21 protein-coding genes are annotated in these 19,496 nt (G+C 61.8%); 10 read left to right on the forward strand and 11 right to left on the reverse strand.

The window, feature by feature from the left end; translation table 11 throughout:
- Positions 1-71 precede the first annotated feature (71 nt).
- Positions 72-1,166 carry an acyltransferase family protein gene (locus tag HMPREF9696_RS08760; RefSeq protein WP_002712626.1) on the forward strand — a complete coding sequence of 365 codons (1,095 nt, stop codon included), beginning with the start codon at positions 72-74 and terminating at the stop codon, positions 1,164-1,166.
- A gap of 112 nt (positions 1,167-1,278) precedes the next feature.
- Positions 1,279-2,427 carry a GGDEF domain-containing protein gene (locus HMPREF9696_RS08765; RefSeq protein WP_002712627.1) on the forward strand — a complete coding sequence of 383 codons (1,149 nt, stop codon included), beginning with the start codon at positions 1,279-1,281 and terminating at the stop codon, positions 2,425-2,427.
- Between the two features lie 12 nt (positions 2,428-2,439).
- Here HMPREF9696_RS08765 and HMPREF9696_RS08770 read toward each other — a convergent pair whose 3' ends face one another.
- Positions 2,440-3,105: a Crp/Fnr family transcriptional regulator gene (locus HMPREF9696_RS08770; protein ID WP_009736969.1), complete on the reverse strand. Its 666-nt coding sequence runs from the start codon at positions 3,103-3,105 to the stop codon at positions 2,440-2,442.
- 163 nt (positions 3,106-3,268) lie between these two features.
- Between HMPREF9696_RS08770 and HMPREF9696_RS08775 the strand changes: the two genes are divergently transcribed.
- From HMPREF9696_RS08775 to HMPREF9696_RS08785, 3 genes are all read left to right on the forward strand, one after another.
- On the forward strand, positions 3,269-3,454 hold the full coding sequence (locus HMPREF9696_RS08775; RefSeq protein WP_002712629.1) for a hypothetical protein: 186 nt from the start codon (positions 3,269-3,271) through the stop codon (positions 3,452-3,454).
- A gap of 4 nt (positions 3,455-3,458) precedes the next feature.
- A complete protein-coding gene (locus tag HMPREF9696_RS21935) occupies positions 3,459-3,656 on the forward strand; it encodes a hypothetical protein (protein WP_040301307.1) in 198 nt (65 codons plus the stop codon).
- A 104-nt stretch (positions 3,657-3,760) separates the two neighbouring features.
- Positions 3,761-3,985: a hypothetical protein gene (locus HMPREF9696_RS08785; RefSeq protein ID WP_002712630.1), complete on the forward strand. Its 225-nt coding sequence runs from the start codon at positions 3,761-3,763 to the stop codon at positions 3,983-3,985.
- A 72-nt stretch (positions 3,986-4,057) separates the two neighbouring features.
- Here the strand turns inward: HMPREF9696_RS08785 and dksA are convergent, their stop codons facing one another.
- Positions 4,058-4,423 carry an RNA polymerase-binding protein DksA gene (gene dksA / locus HMPREF9696_RS08790; RefSeq protein WP_002712631.1) on the reverse strand — a complete coding sequence of 122 codons (366 nt, stop codon included), beginning with the start codon at positions 4,421-4,423 and terminating at the stop codon, positions 4,058-4,060.
- 218 nt (positions 4,424-4,641) lie between these two features.
- The gene (locus tag HMPREF9696_RS08795; RefSeq protein WP_002712632.1) at positions 4,642-5,061 is read right to left on the reverse strand and encodes a flagellar assembly protein FliX; all 420 of its coding nucleotides are present in this window, start codon (positions 5,059-5,061) and stop codon (positions 4,642-4,644) included.
- Between the two features lie 293 nt (positions 5,062-5,354).
- Between HMPREF9696_RS08795 and HMPREF9696_RS08800 the strand changes: the two genes are divergently transcribed.
- From HMPREF9696_RS08800 to HMPREF9696_RS08815, 4 genes are all read left to right on the forward strand, one after another.
- Positions 5,355-6,473, forward strand: a complete 1,119-nt coding sequence (locus tag HMPREF9696_RS08800) for a flagellar basal body P-ring protein FlgI (protein ID WP_002712633.1) — start codon at positions 5,355-5,357, stop codon at positions 6,471-6,473.
- Entirely contained in the window at positions 6,473-6,814 is a 342-nt protein-coding gene (gene flgJ / locus HMPREF9696_RS08805) for a flagellar assembly peptidoglycan hydrolase FlgJ (protein ID WP_002712634.1), read from the forward strand. Before HMPREF9696_RS08800 ends, flgJ begins: the two co-directional genes overlap by 1 nt.
- Before the next feature lie 17 nt (positions 6,815-6,831).
- A complete protein-coding gene (locus HMPREF9696_RS08810) occupies positions 6,832-7,314 on the forward strand; it encodes a hypothetical protein (protein WP_002712635.1) in 483 nt (160 codons plus the stop codon).
- A 253-nt stretch (positions 7,315-7,567) separates the two neighbouring features.
- On the forward strand, positions 7,568-7,930 hold the full coding sequence (locus tag HMPREF9696_RS08815) for a hypothetical protein (protein ID WP_002712636.1): 363 nt from the start codon (positions 7,568-7,570) through the stop codon (positions 7,928-7,930).
- A gap of 26 nt (positions 7,931-7,956) precedes the next feature.
- Here HMPREF9696_RS08815 and HMPREF9696_RS08820 read toward each other — a convergent pair whose 3' ends face one another.
- The 5 genes from HMPREF9696_RS08820 to HMPREF9696_RS08840 form a co-directional block, all read right to left on the reverse strand.
- Positions 7,957-8,322 (reverse strand): hypothetical protein, encoded by a 366-nt coding sequence (locus HMPREF9696_RS08820; RefSeq protein WP_002712637.1) that lies wholly within the window; start codon positions 8,320-8,322, stop codon positions 7,957-7,959.
- A 14-nt stretch (positions 8,323-8,336) separates the two neighbouring features.
- Positions 8,337-8,705 carry a flagellar biosynthesis regulator FlaF gene (gene flaF, locus HMPREF9696_RS08825; RefSeq protein ID WP_002712638.1) on the reverse strand — a complete coding sequence of 123 codons (369 nt, stop codon included), beginning with the start codon at positions 8,703-8,705 and terminating at the stop codon, positions 8,337-8,339.
- 3 nt (positions 8,706-8,708) lie between these two features.
- Complete coding sequence (gene flbT / locus HMPREF9696_RS08830; protein WP_002712639.1) at positions 8,709-9,089, reverse strand: flagellar biosynthesis repressor FlbT; 381 nt, start codon at positions 9,087-9,089, stop codon at positions 8,709-8,711.
- Between the two features lie 129 nt (positions 9,090-9,218).
- Positions 9,219-11,186, reverse strand: coding sequence for a flagellin N-terminal helical domain-containing protein (locus HMPREF9696_RS08835; protein ID WP_002712640.1), 1,968 nt, complete (start codon positions 11,184-11,186; stop codon positions 9,219-9,221).
- 258 nt (positions 11,187-11,444) lie between these two features.
- Complete coding sequence (locus HMPREF9696_RS08840; protein WP_002712641.1) at positions 11,445-13,442, reverse strand: flagellin N-terminal helical domain-containing protein; 1,998 nt, start codon at positions 13,440-13,442, stop codon at positions 11,445-11,447.
- Between the two features lie 300 nt (positions 13,443-13,742).
- On the opposite strand from HMPREF9696_RS08840, the gene flbT (HMPREF9696_RS08845) reads away from it, so the two are divergent.
- Positions 13,743-14,171 (forward strand): flagellar biosynthesis repressor FlbT, encoded by a 429-nt coding sequence (gene flbT / locus HMPREF9696_RS08845; protein WP_002712642.1) that lies wholly within the window; start codon positions 13,743-13,745, stop codon positions 14,169-14,171.
- 99 nt (positions 14,172-14,270) lie between these two features.
- Here the strand turns inward: flbT (HMPREF9696_RS08845) and HMPREF9696_RS08850 are convergent, their stop codons facing one another.
- From HMPREF9696_RS08850 to HMPREF9696_RS08860, 3 genes are read right to left on the reverse strand one after another with little or no spacing between them, the layout of a single operon-like run.
- Positions 14,271-15,761: a flagellin family protein gene (locus HMPREF9696_RS08850; RefSeq protein ID WP_002712643.1), complete on the reverse strand. Its 1,491-nt coding sequence runs from the start codon at positions 15,759-15,761 to the stop codon at positions 14,271-14,273.
- Between the two features lie 7 nt (positions 15,762-15,768).
- Positions 15,769-17,631 (reverse strand): flagellar hook-associated protein FlgK, encoded by a 1,863-nt coding sequence (gene flgK, locus HMPREF9696_RS08855; RefSeq protein WP_040301312.1) that lies wholly within the window; start codon positions 17,629-17,631, stop codon positions 15,769-15,771.
- A 47-nt stretch (positions 17,632-17,678) separates the two neighbouring features.
- A complete protein-coding gene (locus HMPREF9696_RS08860) occupies positions 17,679-19,487 on the reverse strand; it encodes a flagellar hook-basal body complex protein (RefSeq protein WP_002712645.1) in 1,809 nt (602 codons plus the stop codon).
- Positions 19,488-19,496: the final 9 nt, after the last annotated feature.

Below are 19,496 nucleotides of genomic sequence, written 5' to 3' on the forward strand. Positions count from 1 at the left end.
TTTGCCAACACTCCTGATGAGGGCCGCGATCGTTTGCAGTCGCGGCCACCCCATGATTTTGGGAACAGTGCATGCTAACGTCCAACGCAACGGGGGGCGAATTCTTGGAACGGCGAAACGAAGCTCTGGACGGACTTCGCGGATACGCAGCGCTTGCGGTCGCGGTCTTCCATACCGTACTCGGCATCGACCCCGCGCTGATCGCGCGCGTTCAGGAACAGGATTACTCCAGCCTCGCTGGAGTCTATGACCGGCTCAACTGGGTTGTCCTCCGCACTTTCAACGGATCGGTTGCGGTCGCCATCTTCTTTACTCTCAGCGGAGCGGTTTTATTCGACAGCCTGCGCCGTGTGAACGGTTCTCCCGTAAAACTGTCAGCCGTCTTTCTGCTCCGCAGATTTCTGCGAATTTATCCGGCCTTGATTGTTTGTCTGGCCGTGATGACTGGCGCATTTGTAATGTTCGGGATTCCGGTTTCGATGGAAGGGTTCATCGCAAATGCCCTGCTTCATTCCTTTCCCATCAACGGCGCGACATGGACATTAGCCGTCGAAATGCTGGCGGCTCCGGCAATTCTGGTTGCCTTCGCCGGCTATTTACTGGGACGGGAAACCGGGCTCCTTCTCGCGGGCATTGCCATTGCCCTCTTTCTGAACATCAAGGGTCTGGCAATGGGGCCGATCAAGGTCTTCTGGCCGTATTTTCTGATTGGAATGCTGATACCGACGAGGATCGGCGGCGCCGTTGCCCGGATCATGCCTCGTCACAGCGGGTGGATCATTATGATCGTCCTGCTTTATTTCTCCGGCCCGACAACCGAGAAGGTTTGCTGCGGCCTTCTCATAGCATCTCTTTACCATGGCAGCAGCGGCGCTCTTGGCGATGTTCTGCAACGCCCGGAGGCGGTGTTTCTCGGCCGGATCAGCTACAGCTTCTATCTGTACAATGTCATGTTTCTCGAGATCATCTGCAGCCATCTGCGCGGCACGGCGCAGGCGACAGCTTTTCCGCTTGAAACGGGACTTGTGATGTCCGTTGTCGTGATCGTGCTCACCATTCCGGTCGCATATGCCTCGATGAAATGGATCGAGGAGCCGTTCAACAGGCTCGGCAGGGCCGCTCGCGGCACAGTCGCCGGAGCAGCGAGAGGTAATGCGCTTGTTTGATCCATCGGGGTAACCATTTGATCACCTTGAAGGGCGAATGACGCGACTGTGGTTGGTTGGGTAACGATCACTGACCTATCTAGGGGCAGGATTTCTCAGGCGGCCCGCTCGCATGCTTCTCGATCAGCTTTCCATTCTTGTCGCCATCGGCTTTTCGGGCGCCTCGCTTGGCCTGACATTCTTCATGATGTGGGCAATCGGACGGTCCGAGACTCATCTCTTGATGTGGGCGATTGCCCTTGCATTGATCGTCGTCGGCGTCGCCCTCTTCGGCACAGTGGTCGAGAATTACAATGCGACATTCTTGCTGGTCTCGTTTTTGTTCCTGATTGCGGGATTTGGACTGCTTCATGCAGGCTGTGCCCGGTTCTGTTCCGGCCAGACCGACTGGACCACGACGACCGTCTGCACCACGATTTTCTGTCTCCTGACCGCGAAGGCTTTCGCGCTGGGTTACTCGGGCGTCGGAACCATGATCGGCAACGTCGCCATCGGCATTCTTCTTGTCATGACAGGACGCCACTACTGGCGGGCACGGTCGGAATCTCCGCTTCTCATGACGGCCAACACCGTTTTCTGTGCCATCACCGCCGCATCGTTCATCGCGTGTGGCTACGCGCTCGCCGAGCAGGGACAACTCATCCTGACCTCGCGGCCTGCCAACTGGGCGGAAGAGATCAATTCGATTGTCGCGGTCGCGGGATTGAGCGGGATGGGCGCACTCTCCCTCACCCTCAACCAGATGCGGATCGCGAACGGCCACAAATCAGACGCCATGAAAGATGCCCTGACCGGCCTGCTCAACCGGCGCGCGCTTCTCGACAATCCGCAGGAGATCGCACCCGCCGGAACGGCTGTGGTGATGATGGATCTGGATTACTTCAAGGCCATCAATGACCGCTTCGGACACGATTCCGGCGACCGGATTCTGATGGCCTTCGCCGACGTGATTCACGCCAACATCCGGGCCAACGACCTGGCCGCGCGCATGGGCGGCGAGGAATTCTGCATCATCATGCCGGACTCGACGCCAAAATCATCTGCGGCCGTTGCCGACCGCATCCGGTCGCAGATCGAAGCGACATCGGTTCAGACCGTTAGCGGGCCGGTGCGCGCAACCGTCAGCGCAGGCATTGCGGTTCGCTCGACCGAGCCGGAAACGATGCAATCCTTGCTGAACAGAGCCGACGCCGCGCTCTATGAGGCCAAGGCGTCGGGGCGCAACCGCGTCGAGATTTCCAGCTTCAGCCTCGCCGCGTAATGTCGCGGGACGCTACCGCTTTCCCTGCACCTTCTGATAAATATACGACGGATCGAAACCGCCGATGGCGGTCAGCTTGCTCCAGTTTTTCACGATCAGCCTGCCTCCGCTCCAGTCGGCCGCGCCGCTTCTGCGCAGCTTCTGCAGGTTCCGGTTCACCGTGGCGATCGACATGCCGAGCGTTTCTCCCAACTGCGTCTGATTGAGCGGCAACGCGCAGGCGCCGCCACGAACCAGATCGACCGCGTTGGCCCGATAGTAGAGTTCGGCGAAAAAGTGGGCGAGCCGCGCCGCGCCATGCCGGCTGCTGTTGTTGGTGATGGTCATCCGGAAAATCGCAGCGTCGATCAGGGTCTCGCGCCAGACCACGAAGCCGATCTGCGGACGCTCCTTGAACAGCTTGAAGAGTTCCTGATGCGGAATCGAATAGACCGACGCGCGCCCCATCGCACAAATCGAATGGTCCATGTGATCGAGGAACAATCCCTGCGCGTCGGCCCAGTCTCCCGCGATGTGAAGCGAGATGTACTGCCGTTTGCCGTCGCTCATCGTGTGATAGCGTCCAAGCATTCCTTCATCCACGATGGCGCAGGATGTTGCCTTGTCGCCCTGACGGCAGAAATCATCGCCTGCCGACATTTCGCGGTAGGTGAAACTGAGCTTGCGGACCGCGCTCACGTCTTGGGCATCGAGCCGTGAGTGCAACTTCAGTTTTCTGAGCAATGCATCGGGTGGCGCCATGTCCACCAACGCGCTCAGGGCGCTTTGGTTCTTTATCAAATGATAAAGCTCGGGATTTTTGAGCCGATATAGTGCGCCCATCATCAGATCATGGATCAGAATGACCAGGCGAACGGACCCGGCTCAGGAATGGAAAGCGATGGCGGCGGACCTGCGCGCCAAGGCTGCGCTGTTGTCACCGGGCCCCGAGCGCGAGGCGATTCTGAAGAAGGCACGCCAGCTTGAAACCGCGTCTCACATGGACGACTGGGCGTCGTCTCCCGGCTTGCGCCCACCAAAGCCGTGAACTCATGAGACGCCCGACAAAGACAAGCTGGTCCGCGGAGGATATCGAGCGCCTCAAGGCTCATGTTGCAGCCGGCGGCTCCGCAGCGCGCGCCGCGAGCATTTTCAAGCGCACGATACTGGCGGTGAAACAGGTCGCGCGCCGCGAGGGATGTCCCTTTCCTCACGACTACAGCATCCGCCGAAAGATGCGAGCTGACTGATCAGATCGGCACCAATCTGAACGGCCATTCATCAAAATCTTCAGATCGCACCCGGAACATCCACCGCTCGCTGCCGTTCTTCTCACCCTACAAGAGGAGAGACGATGAAAAAATTTGCTTATGTTGTTGCAGCCGCTGCGGCACTCGCTTTCACGGCCCCGATTGCCGCCAGCGCGCAGACCGTCGTGATCAAGGAGCGCGGAATGCACCATCATCACGGCTATCGCAATTCGCACGCCTACATGCACCGCGACCGCGGCTGGCATCGCGGCCACCACAAGAAGGTGATTGTGATCAAGCGCGGTCACCGCCATCACCATCACTGGTAATCGCAGACAATAAAAAGCCCGGTGACTTTTGGTCGCCGGGCTTTTTATTTATGTCATTCATGATGCGAGCGGCTATTCGTCGCGATAAACCTTCTCGCGCTTCTCGTGGCGCTCCTGCGCTTCGACTGACAATGTCGCGATGGGGCGGGCTTCCAGCCGCTTCAGCGAAATCGGCTCGCCGGTCTCTTCGCAATAGCCGTAGGTGTTATCCTCGATCCGCTGGAGGGCGGCGTCGATCTTGGAAATCAGCTTGCGCTGCCGGTCGCGCGCGCGAAGCTCGATGGCGCGATCGGTCTCCGATGACGCGCGGTCGGCAAGATCAGGATGATTGACGTTTTCTTCCTGAAGCTGCTGAAGCGTGGTCTTGGATTCCCGAAGGATCTCATCCTTCCAGTCGAGCAGCTTGCGGCGGAAATACTCCCGCTGCCGCTCGTTCATGAAAGGCTCTTTTTCAGAGGGCCTGTAGTTCTTCAACTTTTCCAAGTGCGGTCCATGTCGACGTACAAGGCGGACGGAAAATGCCCGTTCGCGCCGCAGCTTATATAGCGACGCCTTGTGACAGACAATATCGCGGGGGGGCCGAAAATCCCCGGAATCCCCGCCCAAAATACCAATCCACAGGGAACCTTGCCGGGCTTTTGCGGCCCCTGAATGCCCTAGCCGCCGGCGGACTGGCCGGCCTTGGCCAGTTCGACCTCCACCCGCAGCTCGATTTCGGACAGCACCTGATCGAGGCCGGGATCGCCCGAGGTGACCTTCAGATCGGCCGCTGCAGTGCGCAAACGGGCCACGGTACCGGCATCGAAGGCTCCGGCCAGCAGCCCGATCTTGAGGTCGTCCAGCACATCGAGGGCGGTCCGGCCGCGGGCGACCGAGCGGCGGCGCCGTTCGGTGGAATCCTCGACACCCTGCATTGCCAGCAGCGCATCAATACTGCCGGCGGCACGGGGCGGAGCTGAGGAGCGGGTTTCGGCGGCCGTGCTGATGTCACCGAGGGAAAATGTGGTCGAGCCCGACCGCCGGGTATTCGCCGACGGCGAGGCCAGATTGGCTCCATTCGGTCCGTAGATTCGCATCGTGCCGATCTCTCTGCGCAGCGTCTCTCGGCCTCATGCCGGTCCGTGAGCCTGCAGCCTCAAAGTGCGACGTTTATGGTTAACGGGAGGTAAACGACCCGGCAATTTATGCCGGATACGGCAAAGATCGGCCCGGGCGCGCCGATGCCAAACTCTCCCTCGTAGAAAATTACCCAAACAAAACAATCTCTTAAATGCATCACGCCGTTGGCATGGCCCTCGCATAGTTAATGGCGGACCAGTTGCGTGGGGAGCACGGAACGGGCCGCCAAGACCTCAGCGGGGAGCAGAGGATGTTTCGGATTTCTCAGGCAGTTTGCATGGCGATCGCCCTGCTGACCGCCGTCATCACCGCCGGCACACCGGCCCATGCGACATCGCGGATCAAGGATCTCGCGAACATCGAGGGCGTGCGCCAGAACCAGTTGATCGGCTACGGCCTTGTGGTCGGCCTCAACGGCACCGGCGACACCCTCAACAACATCCCCTTCACCAAGCAGTCGCTGCAAGCGATGCTCGAACGCATGGGCGTCAACATCCGCGGCTCCACTATACGCACCGGCAACGTCGCCGCCGTGATGGTCACCGGTAACCTGCCCGCCTTCGGCACCCAGGGCACCCGGATGGATGTCACCGTGTCGGCGCTCGGCGACGCCAAGAGCCTGCAGGGCGGCACCCTGCTCGTCACCCCGCTGCTCGGCGCGGACGGCAACGTCTACGCGGTCGCGCAGGGGTCGCTCGCCATCGGCGGCTTCTCGGCCGAAGGCGCGGCCGCCAGCGTCACCAAGGGCGTTCCCACCGTGGGCCGCATCGCCAACGGCGCGATCATCGAGCGCGAAATCGAATTCGCCCTCAACCGGCTGCCGAATGTCCGCCTCGCGCTGCGCAACGGTGACTTCACCACCGCAAAGCGCATCGCCGCCGCGGTCAACGATTATCTCGGCACCAAGACCGCCGAGCCGGTAGACCCCTCCACCGTGCAACTGAGCATTCCGGCGGAGTTCAAGGGCAACGTGGTCGCGCTGCTGACCGAGATCGAGCAATTGCAGGTCGAGCCGGATCTCGGCGCCAAGATCATCATCGACGAACGCTCCGGCATCATCGTGATGGGCCGAGATGTGCGCGTCGCCACTGTTGCTGTCGCGCAGGGTAACCTCACCGTGACGATTTCCGAAAGCCCGCAGGTCAGTCAGCCCGCGCCGTTCTCGCGCGGACGGACCACCGTGACGCCGAACACGCGCGTCGGCGTGCAGGAGGACGGCAAGAAACTCGCGGTGGTCAAGGACGGCGTCTCGCTGCAACAGCTCGTCGATGGCCTCAATGGCCTTGGCATCGGCCCGCGCGACCTGATCGGCATCCTGCAGGCGATCAAGGCGTCAGGTGCGATCCAGGCCGACATCGAGGTGATGTGATGAGCCTCATCCCGAGCACGACGAACGCACCCGTCACCTTCACCGGCGGACGTCCCGATCTCCTGTTGCAGGATGCCCTGACGAAAGTTTCGCCGGACAAGCAGGCGAAAGCCAAAGCCCAGGCGCAGGATTTCGAGGCGGTGTTTCTGAACTCGATGTTTTCGCAGATGATGAGCGGCATCAAGGGCGACGGTCCCTACGGCAACACGCCGGGCACCGGCATCTGGCGCTCGATGATGACCGAGCAATACTCCAAATCGTTCGCACAGGCCGGCGGCGTCGGCATCTCCAGCGACGTCTACCGCACCCTGATCCTGCAACAGGCCAACAGCGCGGCCTGAGCGCGCCGGAGGACATCATGAGCCAGCAGCAACAGCAGACCCCCGCTCCGGCGCCCGCATCGACACCGGCCGAAGCCCGCAAACTCGCCGAAGGCATGATGAAGATCATGAGTTCGCTGCTCGGCATTGTCGAGCGCGAAACCGAGCTGGTGCGCGGCGGCAATGTCCGCGAGGCCATGGCGCTGGAAGCCCAGAAAAGCGATATGTCGCGCCAATATGTCGAGGCCATCGCGCATGTGACGCGCAGCCGCGACTATCTCAAGACAACGACTCCCGAACTGCTCACCGCGCTGCATCGCTATCACGATACATTCCGCGCCATGCTGCAGGTCAATCTGACCGTGCTGGCGACAGCGCACGCTGTTTCCGAAGGCATCATCCGGGGCGTCAACGGCGAGATGCAGCGCAAGAACCTGCCCAACGGCTACACCGCCGGCGGCCAGCGCGCGATGCCGAACCAGCGCCATGCCACGCCGCTGTCGATCAGCCGCTCGCTTTAGCAGCTCACATCGAACTGTTTGATAGCGTGACGCGCAGCTCCTCACCCCGAGGAGCTCGCTCTGGCGCGCGTCTCGAAGGATGATGATGGTTCGCGACGCATCGCTGCGCGATGCTCCTCGCCATGAGGCATCGCACAACGCGAACATTTTGAATCAATTCGCCGCAGCAACATAAGGACCGGATTCAGACGGTTCCGCCAGTATGGGAACTGGAGGGGTTGGGATTTGACTCGAACGGGAGCCAGAGGCTGCCATGAGTACGGATTTCAACATCAAACCGGTGGGGGCATCGGTTGTCGCGACATATGCCGAACCTGCGTCCGACGCAGCGAGGACGGCTGTCCCGACGCAACTTCCAGCGGACAAGGCCGTCACCGCGCCGGACGCCTCCGTGCAGGCGCGCTACAATCCGCAAGGTGAAACCGACCGGCTGTCGAAGCAGGTGGTCATCGACCGCGCGGCGGCAGAAATCGTCTACCGGACCGTGGACAGCCGGACGAGCCTTGTGGTTCGCCAGTATCCCGATGAGGCGCGGCTGCGCGCACGCGCATACCTGCGGGCGATGGACATCGCCCGCGAGGACAACATGCGCCGGAATACCGATCTGAGGGTTTAGGATTCTCGCAGCGGCAGGGCGCGCGATCAGCCCTGCTTGGCGTAAGCCGTTTCCATCGACTGCGCACCCGTGGCCGGGTTGGTCATCACCGTCTTGATTTGCGCCGTGCCCTGCTTGGTCAGGGTGAATTTCGAGTCGCCCACCCTGAATGAATTGTCGCGGATCAGCACATCCTGATACTTCACGGTCGTGCCGCTCTGGTAGCGCACCTTGGCGCGGAAGCCCACGACGTTGGAGACCTGGATGCTGAACTGGTCGTTGTTGGCGTACTTGCCGGTCCAGTTGCCTTCATAGCTCGCAGCATCGACGGCCACGTACGGGCCCTTCGAGTAGTTCACGTTCGAGCCGACCGCCACGTAGTTCGATTGCAGGATGCTGTAGATGTCGGACATCGCCCTGCTCCGGCTTAAGCGCGGCCCGACAAACCCGCGGCGAGATTGCAGTTGATGTCGATCAGCGGCTTCAGCTTGTCGCGCTGCGGATTGAGCTGCAGCTCCGCGGTCTGCGTCAGCACGAACGTCCCGATATTGACGATGTTCTGGCGAACCTCGATCGGCTGCTGGTTGTCATCGCTGGTCACGGCGCTCAACAGGATCGCCCAGAGCTTGCGGTTGAACAGCAGCGCGGCGGCGAATTCGTCGTCGGTCCGGCCGAGATTATTGACGATATCCTGGAGCTTGTTGGCCGCTTTCAGCAAGGCCTGCGCCTCGATCTCGCGAGGTGATGCAGTGGTCTGGGCAGTACGAGCGTAAGCCTGGGCGGCAGCGTTGGACATCCATTACCTCGACAAGAGTTCGTCTTCGCGGCTTATCAGTTTCCTGATTTCTCTTAGAGCTTTGTAAAGATAACCGCTTAAAATAAGATTACTTGCGGCTTCTATGTGTCCGCGCGAACTGGGCACGGCTTCCAGCAAGTCTTTCACGAAGCCGAGATAGAGATCCTGATATTTCGGGATATCATCTTCGAGATACATCTGCTGCACACACAGATAAATCCGCTTGGCCGGCGTGTTCGCGGTCTCGGCCGTCAGAATATCCTTCTCGCGCAGGATCGGTGTATCGCCGTCGATCAGGAAAACCGCGCGCGTTTCCGAATTGGTGATGACACTCTTGCCGATGACGATGCGCTCAAGCGGCTTGAGCTCGACTCTCAGGGGCACATTCTGTCTCCCTTGCGTTGCAGATATCGGCCCCGGCGGACGTCTCAATCAATAGCAACTGTTTCCGGCGCAAAAAAAGCGGCGAGGATGCCCCCTCGCCGCCTTCCTGCTTTAACCCTTAGCCGTCTCTTAAGTCCGCAGAAGCTGCAGCACGCTCTGCTGCGACTGGTTGGCCAGCGCCAGCGCGGACACCGCGATCGACTGGCGGGTGGACAGCGCCTGGCTGTTCGCCGCTTCCTCGTTGGTGTCGGCGATGGTCAGGTTGGTCGAGCCGGTCTGCAGCACGTTGATCAGGTTCTTCGAGAAGTCCTGACGGATCTGCACGATCGAGAGGTTCGAGCCCAGCGTCGATGCCTGCGAGCGCAGGAAGCTGCTCGCATAGTTCAGCGAGTCCAGCACCTTGTTGGTCGCGACGTTGTCGACGAAATCGGTTCCGGCGGTCAGCGCGCCGAGGCCGAGACCGGCGGGGTCGAGATTGACGCCGGTGATGTTCAGCGTCGACTTGCCGGTCTCGTTGAAGATCAGCTTGAGCTGGTCGCCGTTCAGCAGGTTCACGCCATTGAACGAAGCGTCCTGCGACGTCGTTTTGATCTGGTTGATGATGTTGTTGTACTGCGAGACCAGATTGGCGCGGGTCGCCTGCGAGGTCGGATCGACCACCGGCGCGGAGATGCTGAGGCCGGCGAACACGCCGCCCGGATTGGTCGAGGTGCCGCCGAGCACGCCGATGGTCGACGATGCGGCATCGTTCGCCGTGGTGATGGTGATGGCGCCGTTGGTGGCGATGCTGGCCTGCAGGTTGTTCGGCAGCAGCGCGGCGTTCAACTGGTTGATGGTCGAAACCTCGCCGACGCCGGTGCCGAAGGTGATGTTGGTGGGCGTGCCGCCGCCGGTCGATGCGATGGTCAGCGTGGTGCCGTTGAGGCCGCCGCTGCTTGCCGCGCCGGCGCCGCTGTTCACCGTGATGCCGGTGGTGTTGGTCGCGGAGCCCGCCGCTGTCACGGCGCTGGTTGCGATGCTGGAGGCCGCACCCGTGGTTGTCGACGTGAACACGAGATTACCGCCCGTGACGGAAGCGACCGTGCTGCCGACCTGGTAATTGATGATCGAGGCGATGTTCGACGCGCTGAGGCTCGCGGCATTGAACGTCGTGCTGTTGGCGGAGTTGTAGGCCGCAACCGTGGCCGCGCTGATGGTGACGGGCTGCGCCGCGCCGCCGTCAACCGTGACGGTGAAAGCCAGCGAATCAGCCGGAACAGCCGCGACGCCTGCCGTGCCGGTGCTGGTGGTGTTGGCGAGTCCGGTCGAGCCGCCAGCAGCAGTGCTGTTGTAGCCGGAGATGGTGACCTGCGAGGTCGCGCCGGTGGTTGCCGACGCGATCTGGAGTTCACCGCCGGAGACGGTCAGGGCCGCCGAGCCGAACTGGTCGTTGACGATGTCGGCAACGTCCTGCGCCGTGAGCGCAGAAGCTGTACCGGCCAGCGTGCCGCCACCGCCAGTATAGGCGGTGACCGCAGCCGCATCGAGCGTGATGGCCTGCGAGGTGCCGTCAACATTCAGGGTGAAGCTCACAGCACCGCTGGTCACGTCCAGCGCCGAGAAGCCCGAACCGGTGAAGGTCGTCGCTGCGGTCGCCGGTACGGCGGCAGAGCCCGCGCCCGAGACGTTGACCGGGGTGAAGGCGCCGGCGCTGACGGTGCCGGCGGTCGCCGGAGTAGAGGTGCCGAGGATGTTTGCGCCGTTCGCGCCAGCGGTCGGCGCCGTGGTGACAACGGACTTGGTGTAGCCGACCTGGGTCTGCAGCGCCTGATTCGCGATCGACTTGGCGGTGTCGATCAGCTTCTGCAGCGAGGTGATGCCGGTGTTGGCCGCCTGCAGCACCTGCACGCCGTTGCCGATGCCGTCGAGCAGGTTGTTGATGTCGCTGGCGCGGGCGTCGAGACCCGCCGCTGTAAAGAAGTTTGTCGGGTTGTCGAGGGCCGTGTTGACCTTCTTGCCGGTGGCAAGGCGAGTCTGGGTGGTCGCCAGGAGGTCCGCCGTGGACTGCAACGACAGCAGGTTCTGACGAACTGACGCCGAAAGAACGATATCGGACATTTGAGTACCTTCCTTGATAAGCCAAGCCGATTACGGAACGGCGCTCGCATCGACGGCCGTCTTTGGCGTTAATCTTTAGAAGGCACGATTTAAATTATGGTTAAGATGCGATTAAATTGTTCCCCTAACAAAAGGTAAAGACGCACCAGCGCCCTGCCCGGCGGACCCTTATTGGTCCGAAAACCCGCCCAAACCGGAGTCAAAAAGAAAACGGCGGGGTTTCCCCCGCCGTTTCCGTGTTGTGTTTTGTTTCCGCGATTAGCGGAGGAGCTGAAGAACGCTCTGCTGCGACTGGTTGGCCAGCGCCAGCGCGGACACCGCGATCGACTGGCGGGTCGACAGCGCCTGGCTGTTCGCCGCTTCCTCGTTGGTGTCGGCCAGCGTCAGGTTCGACGAACCGGTCTGCAGGACGTTGATCAGGCTCTTCGAGAAGTCCTGACGGATCTGCACGATCGAGAGGTTCGAACCGAGGGCCGAAGCCTGGCCGCGCAGCGTGCTGGAGGCATCGTTCAGCGACGCGAGGACCTTGTTGGTCGCAGCGTTGTCGATGAAGTCGGTGCCAGCGGTCAGCGTGCCGAGGCCCAGACCAGCCGGGTTGAAGTTCACGCCCGTGATCGAAAGCGTGGACTTGCCGGTTTCGTTGAACACCAGCTTGAGCTGATCGCCGTTCAGCAGGTTCACGCCGTTGAACGAAGCGTCCTGAGCCGTCGTGCGGATCTGGTCGATGACGTTGTTGTACTGCGTCACCAGGTTCGCACGGGTGGTCTGAGCCACCGCGTCAACCACCGGAGCGCCACCGGTCGCACCGACGAACGCATTGCCGCTGTTCGTCGCGGTGCCGGTGATGGCGCCGATCGTGGACGAAGCGAAGTCGTTCGAGGTGGTGATGGTGATCTTGCCGTCGGTGCTGATCGACGCCTGCAGGTTGTTCGCCGAAAGAGCGGCGTTCAACTGGTTCAGGGTCTTCACAGTGCCGCCCGTGCCATCGCCGAAGGTGATCGTGGTGGCAGCGCCACCGCCGGTCGAAGCGATGTTCAGGGTCAGACCGCCGAGCGCCGAAGTGCTCGGAACAGCAGCCGCGCCGGCGGTGCCGGTTGCAGCGGTCACGCCGGTCGAGCCGGTTGCGCCGCCAGCCGAAGTCACCGCGGAGGTGACGACGTTGGAGGTGGTGCCGGTCGAAGCCGAAGTGAAGGTCAGCGCGCCGCCGACGACCGAAGCGGTCGCGCCGGTGATCTGGCTGTTGATCACAGCAGCAACATCCGCAGCGGTCAGAGCCGAAGCGTTAACCGTGGCGGAAGAGTGAGCGGTGTTATAGGTCGTGATAGCCGCAGCGCTCAGGGTCACGGTCTGGGCGGAACCGCCGTCAACCGCAACAGTGAAGGTCTGCGAAGCAGCCGGAACAGCCGCCGAACCAGCGGTACCCGTGCTGGTGCCGTTGGCAAGACCGGTGCTGCCGCCGTTGGCGGTGCTGGTGTAGCCGGAGATCGTGACCTCAGAGGTCGCGCCGGGGCCGGCCGAAGCGATCTCAAGCTCGCCGCCGTTGAGGGTCACGACGTTGCTGCCGTACTGATCGTTCACGAGGTCGGCAACGTCCTGCGCGGTGAGCGCAGCAGCCGTACCCGAAAGCGTGCCGCCGCCGCCGGTGTAAGCGGTGACCGCAGCAGCATCGATCGTGATCGCTGTGCTGGCGCCGCCGTCAACCTTCAGGTTGAAGGTCACCGAGCCCGAGGACACATCGAGAGCCGAGAAGCCAGAACCGGTAATGGTCGTGGCAGCGGTCGCCGGAACGGCAGCCGAGCCCGTGCCCGAAACGTCGATGGTCGAGAACGCACCGGCGGTCAGAACGCCAGCGGTCGCGGCCACAGCAGCCGTCGGGGTGCCGCGCAGATCGTCAGCGGTCGCGCCCGAGATCGCCGTCGTGGTGACCGAGGACTTGCTGGAATAACCGACAGTGGTCTGGAGCGCCTGGTTGGCGATCGACTTCGCGGTATCGACCAGCTTCTGCAGCGAGGTGATGCCGGTGTTGGCAGCCTGCAGAACCTGCACGCCGTTGCCGATGCCATCGAGGAGGTTGTTGATGTCGCTGGCGCGGGAGTCGAGGCCGGCGGCGGTGAAGAAGTTGGTCGGATTGTCGAGAGCCGTGTTGACCTTCTTGCCGGTGGCAAGGCGGGTCTGGGTGGTCGAGAGCAGGTCGGCGGTCGACTGGAGCGACAGCAGGTTCTGGCGAACCGATGCCGAGAGAACGATAGAAGACATGTGAGGTACCTTTCTGGTGTGGACGCAACGTGTACAAGCGTGTCGCCGATTTCATCAGCGAACCGAGGCACATTGGAACCAACAGTCTAAAAAGGTATGAACCGGTCGCCTCGAAGTGTCCGGATTGCGCCGGCGGGCATGCACCGCAAAAAGTCGCGATTACGCTTATCTCGCAAGGCTATTTCGCATTTCCCGCTCACGGCGAGGTGATCCGCCGTTTACCTCGCGTTAACCATAAAGCGAAAGGATTGCGTCAGGGCTGGATCAAAAACCGGAAATCAGGACGCACGGAGAATCGCCATGGCCTTGAAGGTCGAACTCAAGCCCCACGAGAAGATCATTGTCGGCTCGTGTGTGATCACCAATACCGATCAGCGAGCAAAATTCCTGATCGAGGGAGAGAGGCTGCCCGTCTTGCGCGAGAAAGATATTCTGACGCCCGAAACCGCCGACACACCGGCCAAGCTGATCTACCTGGCGGTCCAGTTGATGTACATCTCGCACGATCCGCAGGAGCACCATGCGGTGTATTTCGACGTGATGCGCGATTTCCTCAGCGCCGTGCCGAGCGCAGCGCCGATGATCAATGACATCAATAACTACATCTTAAGCGGCGATTACTATAAAGCCTTGAAGGAATCCAAGAAGCTGATCGCCTATGAAAAGCGTCTGCTCGATCAGGCCCGTGGCCTGACCAGCGAAGCCGATATCAACAGCGCCGCCGCTTGATCCACACGCCCTGACACCGAAAAGGCCTCCAGAAGGAGGCCTTTTTCGTTTTGGACAGCGAGAGAAAGCAAGCCCGGCGGGCGCAAAGGCCCACACAGCTTACAGGAACTTCACCAGGCTCATCTGATAGAGCGACGCAGTTGTCTGATAGGACGCCTGCAGGCTGGTCTGCAGCGCAAGTATCTTGGCCGCAACCTCGTTATCGTCGATGCCCTGGATCGTATCCAGCATGGCCTGCGCCACCGCGCCGGTCTGGGTCTGCCGGTCCTTTGCGGTCTTGATCGCGGCCTGGGTGCCGGCGAAGTCCGCCTGAATGTCCTCGATCGACTGCGTGCCCGGATGCACAGCGAGATTATCGACGATGCGCGAATTCAGCGCGGTCAATTGCCCGTTTGCATTCGGGTTGCTCGCGTTCGTCGTCACCGCCGCATAGACCGCGATGTTCTTCAGCGCCGCGACGAACGCCTCCTCATTGGCCCGCGCGCCATATTGAACCGTGATCGAATCGTCGATGCCGGCCACCGCAGTGCCGCGCGCCGGATCGCTGCCGTTCTCGCCGATGTACCAGGAGACAGTGTCCGTCGGCGTGCCGTTACGCAGGGCGACGGGCGGATTGGTCGAGGTGTCGACCCGCTGCGGCGGCGACGAGCTGAAGAAATCGTTGGAGGCCGCGACGGCCGATGCCGCGACAAGCGATGTGTTCGCCAGCGTTCCGACAGCAGTATTGAGCGCAGCATTCAGATTGGACGCGGTCGCCGTTGAATCCGCGCCGATGGCGAAGCTGCCGGCAGGCACCGGCGTCGAGGCCGTTGCGGTCAGGACGATCGTCTCCGATGTCCCGTCCGGAAGCGAAAACGTAAACCGCACCTTGTCGCCGTCCTGCGGATTGGTCGCGCCAAGGTCCACGGACATTTCAGGAGGCGAACCGGCAGGACCGGTGACGGTTGAACCGGTCAGCGTGGAGGTGATCGAACTAAGCTTGAAGCCGAATGGCGAGCCTGCCGCGTCTTCGCCGATGGTCACCGATGTCGGCGTCGGCGACGTGATCACCGTGCGGCCAAGCCCTGTGGTGCCGTCCGCCTGCGCGCGTTCGTCGATCAGTTGTTTCAATCCAGCCTGCGTGCCGGTGCCATTGAGAATCACATCGGCGGGCTGCGTTGCGGGTGTATCGGTGGCGCGGCCGGAAAACAGATAGCGGCCGCCGACTTCGGTGTTCAGCAGCGCGATCACCTGCGTAAACGACGCCATCGCGGTTTTCTGGCCTGCCGTCTGGCCGGTATTGTCCAGCGTGAGTGTGGCGCCGGCGGCGGCGCCCTTGACCTGGCTTGATGCATCGCTGATGCCCTGCAAAGACAGGTTCGCGATGTTGATGCGGGTGTTGAGCAGCGTTCCGGTGTTGTTGTTGGCGGTGATTCCGGCGAGTTGCGCGCGCAGTCCCGTCGCGACACCCGAGTCAACGCCGAGGCCGGAATAGGTGTTCGTCTTCTTTCCCGATGCAAGCTGCTGCGAGAGATCGTCGAGCTGGCTTTTGAGATTGATGATGGACGAGCCGAGATACGATGTCCGGCCGCTTACGCCCTCGATGGTCATGCTATCCTCACAGTACCTGCATCAGCGACTGGAACATGGAATTGACGGTGGACATCACACGCGCGTTGGCCGAATAGGCATTCTGCAGCGCAAGCAGGTTCGCCATTTCCTCGTCGATATCGACGCCGGACACCGAATCCATTTTCTTCTGCAGCGTGGCCAGCACGACATCCTGACCTTCGGATAACTGCTGCGCCGACGCGGCGGCGCTGCCCTGCATGCTGGTGAACTGCTGCGTGAAGCCGAGCAGCGTTCCCTTGTAGGGCGAAGTCGACGATCCAATACCGGTTGTTGCCGAATAGCTGTAGCTGGTTGAGGTCAACTGCTTGAGGATGAAATCCGAGCGCGTGGTGTCGCCAGCAGGCACCGACGCGCCATAGACGATCAGGCGCGAGGGATCCGCCAGCAGACCCGAGTTGACAGTGATGCGGCCTGCAAGTCCCGTCTGCTGCGCTCCGTAGGACGTGATCGCGCCCGAATAAACGTAACCGCCATCCGTGAACAAAGGCAGCTCGACACCGCCGCTTGAGAGCGAAGTCGCTGTGGTCGTCACCGATGCCGCATTGACATCGGACAGGCCGCTCGCCCCGTCATCCAGCACGCGCAAGGTCGATCCCGATGGATTCGAGAACTGAAGCCCTGCGCCGCCGAGCGCGGCGTTGAGCTGCGTCAGCACCGACGACATGCCGCCGGAAAAATCAACGCCGATCACCTTGTCGTTGGGATCGACCGTAACATCGTCTTTCAACGGCAGAACGCTCGGATCGTCGACGCGGACGATCGAGACATTGCGCTGGGTGCCGGTGATGTTGTCGGTATAGGTGAGATGAACGACGTTACCGGACTGCAGGCCGGACAGGTCGAGATCGAATCCCGTCTGCGCGCCGGATGTCGCCGGCGTGCCGCCCGTTGTCTTGTCCGACATCGCGCTTGCCATCGCTGCGGCAAGCTGGTCGACCTGGGTCTGCGCCTGCACCAGCGACTTGTCGCGCAGTTCAAGGTAGGCGGCCATCGCACCGGAGCGGATCGAACCGCTGGACACGAGGTCAATGCTTCCGCCATTGGCATAGGTGATGGTGATCGACCCAAGGGTGCTCTTGGCTGGATCGGCATTCCATTGTGTTTCCGGCGTCACCGTGCCCTGCGCGTTGAAAGACAGGGTTGCCGCATCCGAACCGCCGACGAGTTGCACACCCGATGTCGTATAGACGGAGACCTGATCGCCGTTGCCAGGAACGATACGCACGTCCATAAGCTGCGACAGTTGCGTGATGTACTGATCGCGCTGGTCGAGCATCGCGGCGGTTGCCGCGGTCGAGCCGATGCTGCCTTGCAATTGCTTGTTGATGTTCGCGATCGCGGCCAATGCATTGTTGGCCGTCGAAACCGAATTGGTCAGGCCGAGCTCGGCGCTGTTGCGCAGGTCCTGAATTCCGTTGGACGTTGCGTTCAACTGCTGCGCCATCGACTGCGCCGCGTTGATTACGCCGATCCGCGCGGATTGGGAGTCGGGGCTGGTGGAAAGCGCCTGCAGCGCCGATTTCAGCGCGTTGAACGTCGCCTCCAGCGTCGAGGACGAGTCGGGATCGCCGTAAATGCTTTGCAGGTTGTTCAGAAAGCTCGCGCGCGTGCTCGCATAGGACGCGCCCGATGTTTCGGTGCGAAGCTGGGTCTGGATGTATTCGTCGAGCGTGCGGTTGACGCCGATGGTCTGGACGCCGGTGCCGGTCGCCATCTGCACCTGGTTGGTCGTCTTGCGGACGTAACCCGGTGTTTCGGCGTTGGCGACGTTGGACGACACCAGCGACAACGCCGCCTGGTTCGCCCGCAATCCGGACATCGCCGTCGAAAGAGCTTGGCTCAGACCCATAACAAACTGCCCATCTCAGGTCGCGTGGCGCGACAACACATCAGCGGCTATCGCAGAACGTTCAGAAGATCCTGCGCCATCTGGTTCGCGGTGGTGATGACCTTGGTGTTCGCCGAATAGGCCTGCTGCGTCACGATCAGCTTGGTGAATTCGTCAGCGATATCGCTGTTCGAGCCTTCCAGCGCCGAGCCGGTGATCGAGCCGCCCTTGCCGTAGATCGCGGGACCGGATTGGTCGGTCACCTCGAACGCGCCGCCGTCGATGCGCTTGAGGAAGTTCGCGCCGTTGAAGGTCGCGAGCACGATCTGCGCGAGGTCGATGTTGCGGCCGTTCGAGTAGTTGCCCACCACACGGCCGTTATCGCCGATCGAAACCGTTTGCAGCGAGCCGGCCGGGAAGCCGTCCTGATGGATGTCGTTGACCTGCGCATTGCCGTTGGCGTCGGCGAAGGACGTCAGGCCGCTCACCCCGAAGTTGACGGTGACGTCGCCGAGCGTAATGCCGCTGATGGTCGGCGCAGTCAGGGTCACCGACGCGACCGCCGGCGTGAGCTGCCCGTTCGCGCTGAAGGTGAAGTCGGTGCCGACATTCTGCCACGCCGTCGCCGAGGCGGTGGCGTTCGGATCGACCTGATAGAACAGGTTCCACTTGTCGGTATGGCCGGGGCCGAGCGTCGATGAATCCATCTTGGCCCAGCGGAACTGGATGCTCACCGGCGAGCCGGAAATGTCGTAGCCGGTGGTCGCGCCGCCGGAAATCGATTCCTGGATGAAGGTCGCGGCATCGGAGCCGACCACCGTTCCGGCGCCAGCGGTGCCGCCGCCGAGGCGGTTCACGGCAACAGGCCCGGAGAAGCCGAGCGCTGCGAATGCTGTGGCATTGCTTGAGCTGACGGCGAGATTGCTCGCAATCCCGGTGTGCAGAACGACCGAACCGTTGGTGACCGTCGAGGACAGCGCCGAGTTGCCGCTCAGTCCGTCGATCTTGTCGAGCAACTGATCGACGGTGCTGTCGACAGGAATGTTGTTGGCGTCATCGAGGCCGCCCGAGGCGGTGAAGGTGATGGTGTTGCCGTTCACGGTGATGGTGTCGCCGACCGCGAAGCTCACCGAGAGCGAATTGGTGTTCGCGCCGCCCGACAGTGCGGTGGAGCCGTTGATCTTGGTCGGCGTGGTCAGCGCGCTGTTGACCGATGCGCCGCTGGTTGCGTTGTCGAGATACGGCAGCGGCGGCGTGCCCACCGTGCTCGGATTGACGGTGAAGTCGCCGACATTCAGCAGTTCCGAACCCGGAATGGAGGTGTCGTGCTTGGTGGTCAGCGGATAGGACGCGAGGTTGGCGCGATAGGTCACGGTCGTGGTCGGCTGCGCCGGCAGGAAGTCGCTGCCGAATTTCAGCACCTGCGGATTGCTGCCGGTGACGTTGCCGGTGGTCGGGTCGATCGGAATGCCTTCCAGATAGTAACCCGCGCCGTTGACCAGATAGCCGTTCTTGTCGAGCGTGAAGTCGCCGCGGCGGGTGTAGTTGTCGACGCCGTTGAAGATCGGATTGTTGTCGGTGAAGCTGCCGGGCTTCTGCACCACGAAGAAACCGTCGCCGCTGATTGCCATATAGGTGGAGACGGCGGCGCTCTGCACGTCGCCCTGCACGGTGTTGGTTTCGCGCGAGGCGGTGGTGACGCTGCCCGCCTTCTGATCGTTCACGCCGGTTTCCGGGATGAGATCGAGGAAGGAGGTGTCGATGCGCTTGAAGGCCGTGGTCTGCGAGTTGGCGATGTTGCCGGAGATGTTTTCCAGCGCGTAGGACTGAGCACGAAGACCCGCGACGGACGTGGTGAGAGCTCCAAAGATACCCATTACATTGTC

This window comes from Afipia clevelandensis ATCC 49720 (assembly GCF_000336555.1).
GTDB classification, from domain to species: domain Bacteria; phylum Pseudomonadota; class Alphaproteobacteria; order Rhizobiales; family Xanthobacteraceae; genus Afipia; species Afipia clevelandensis.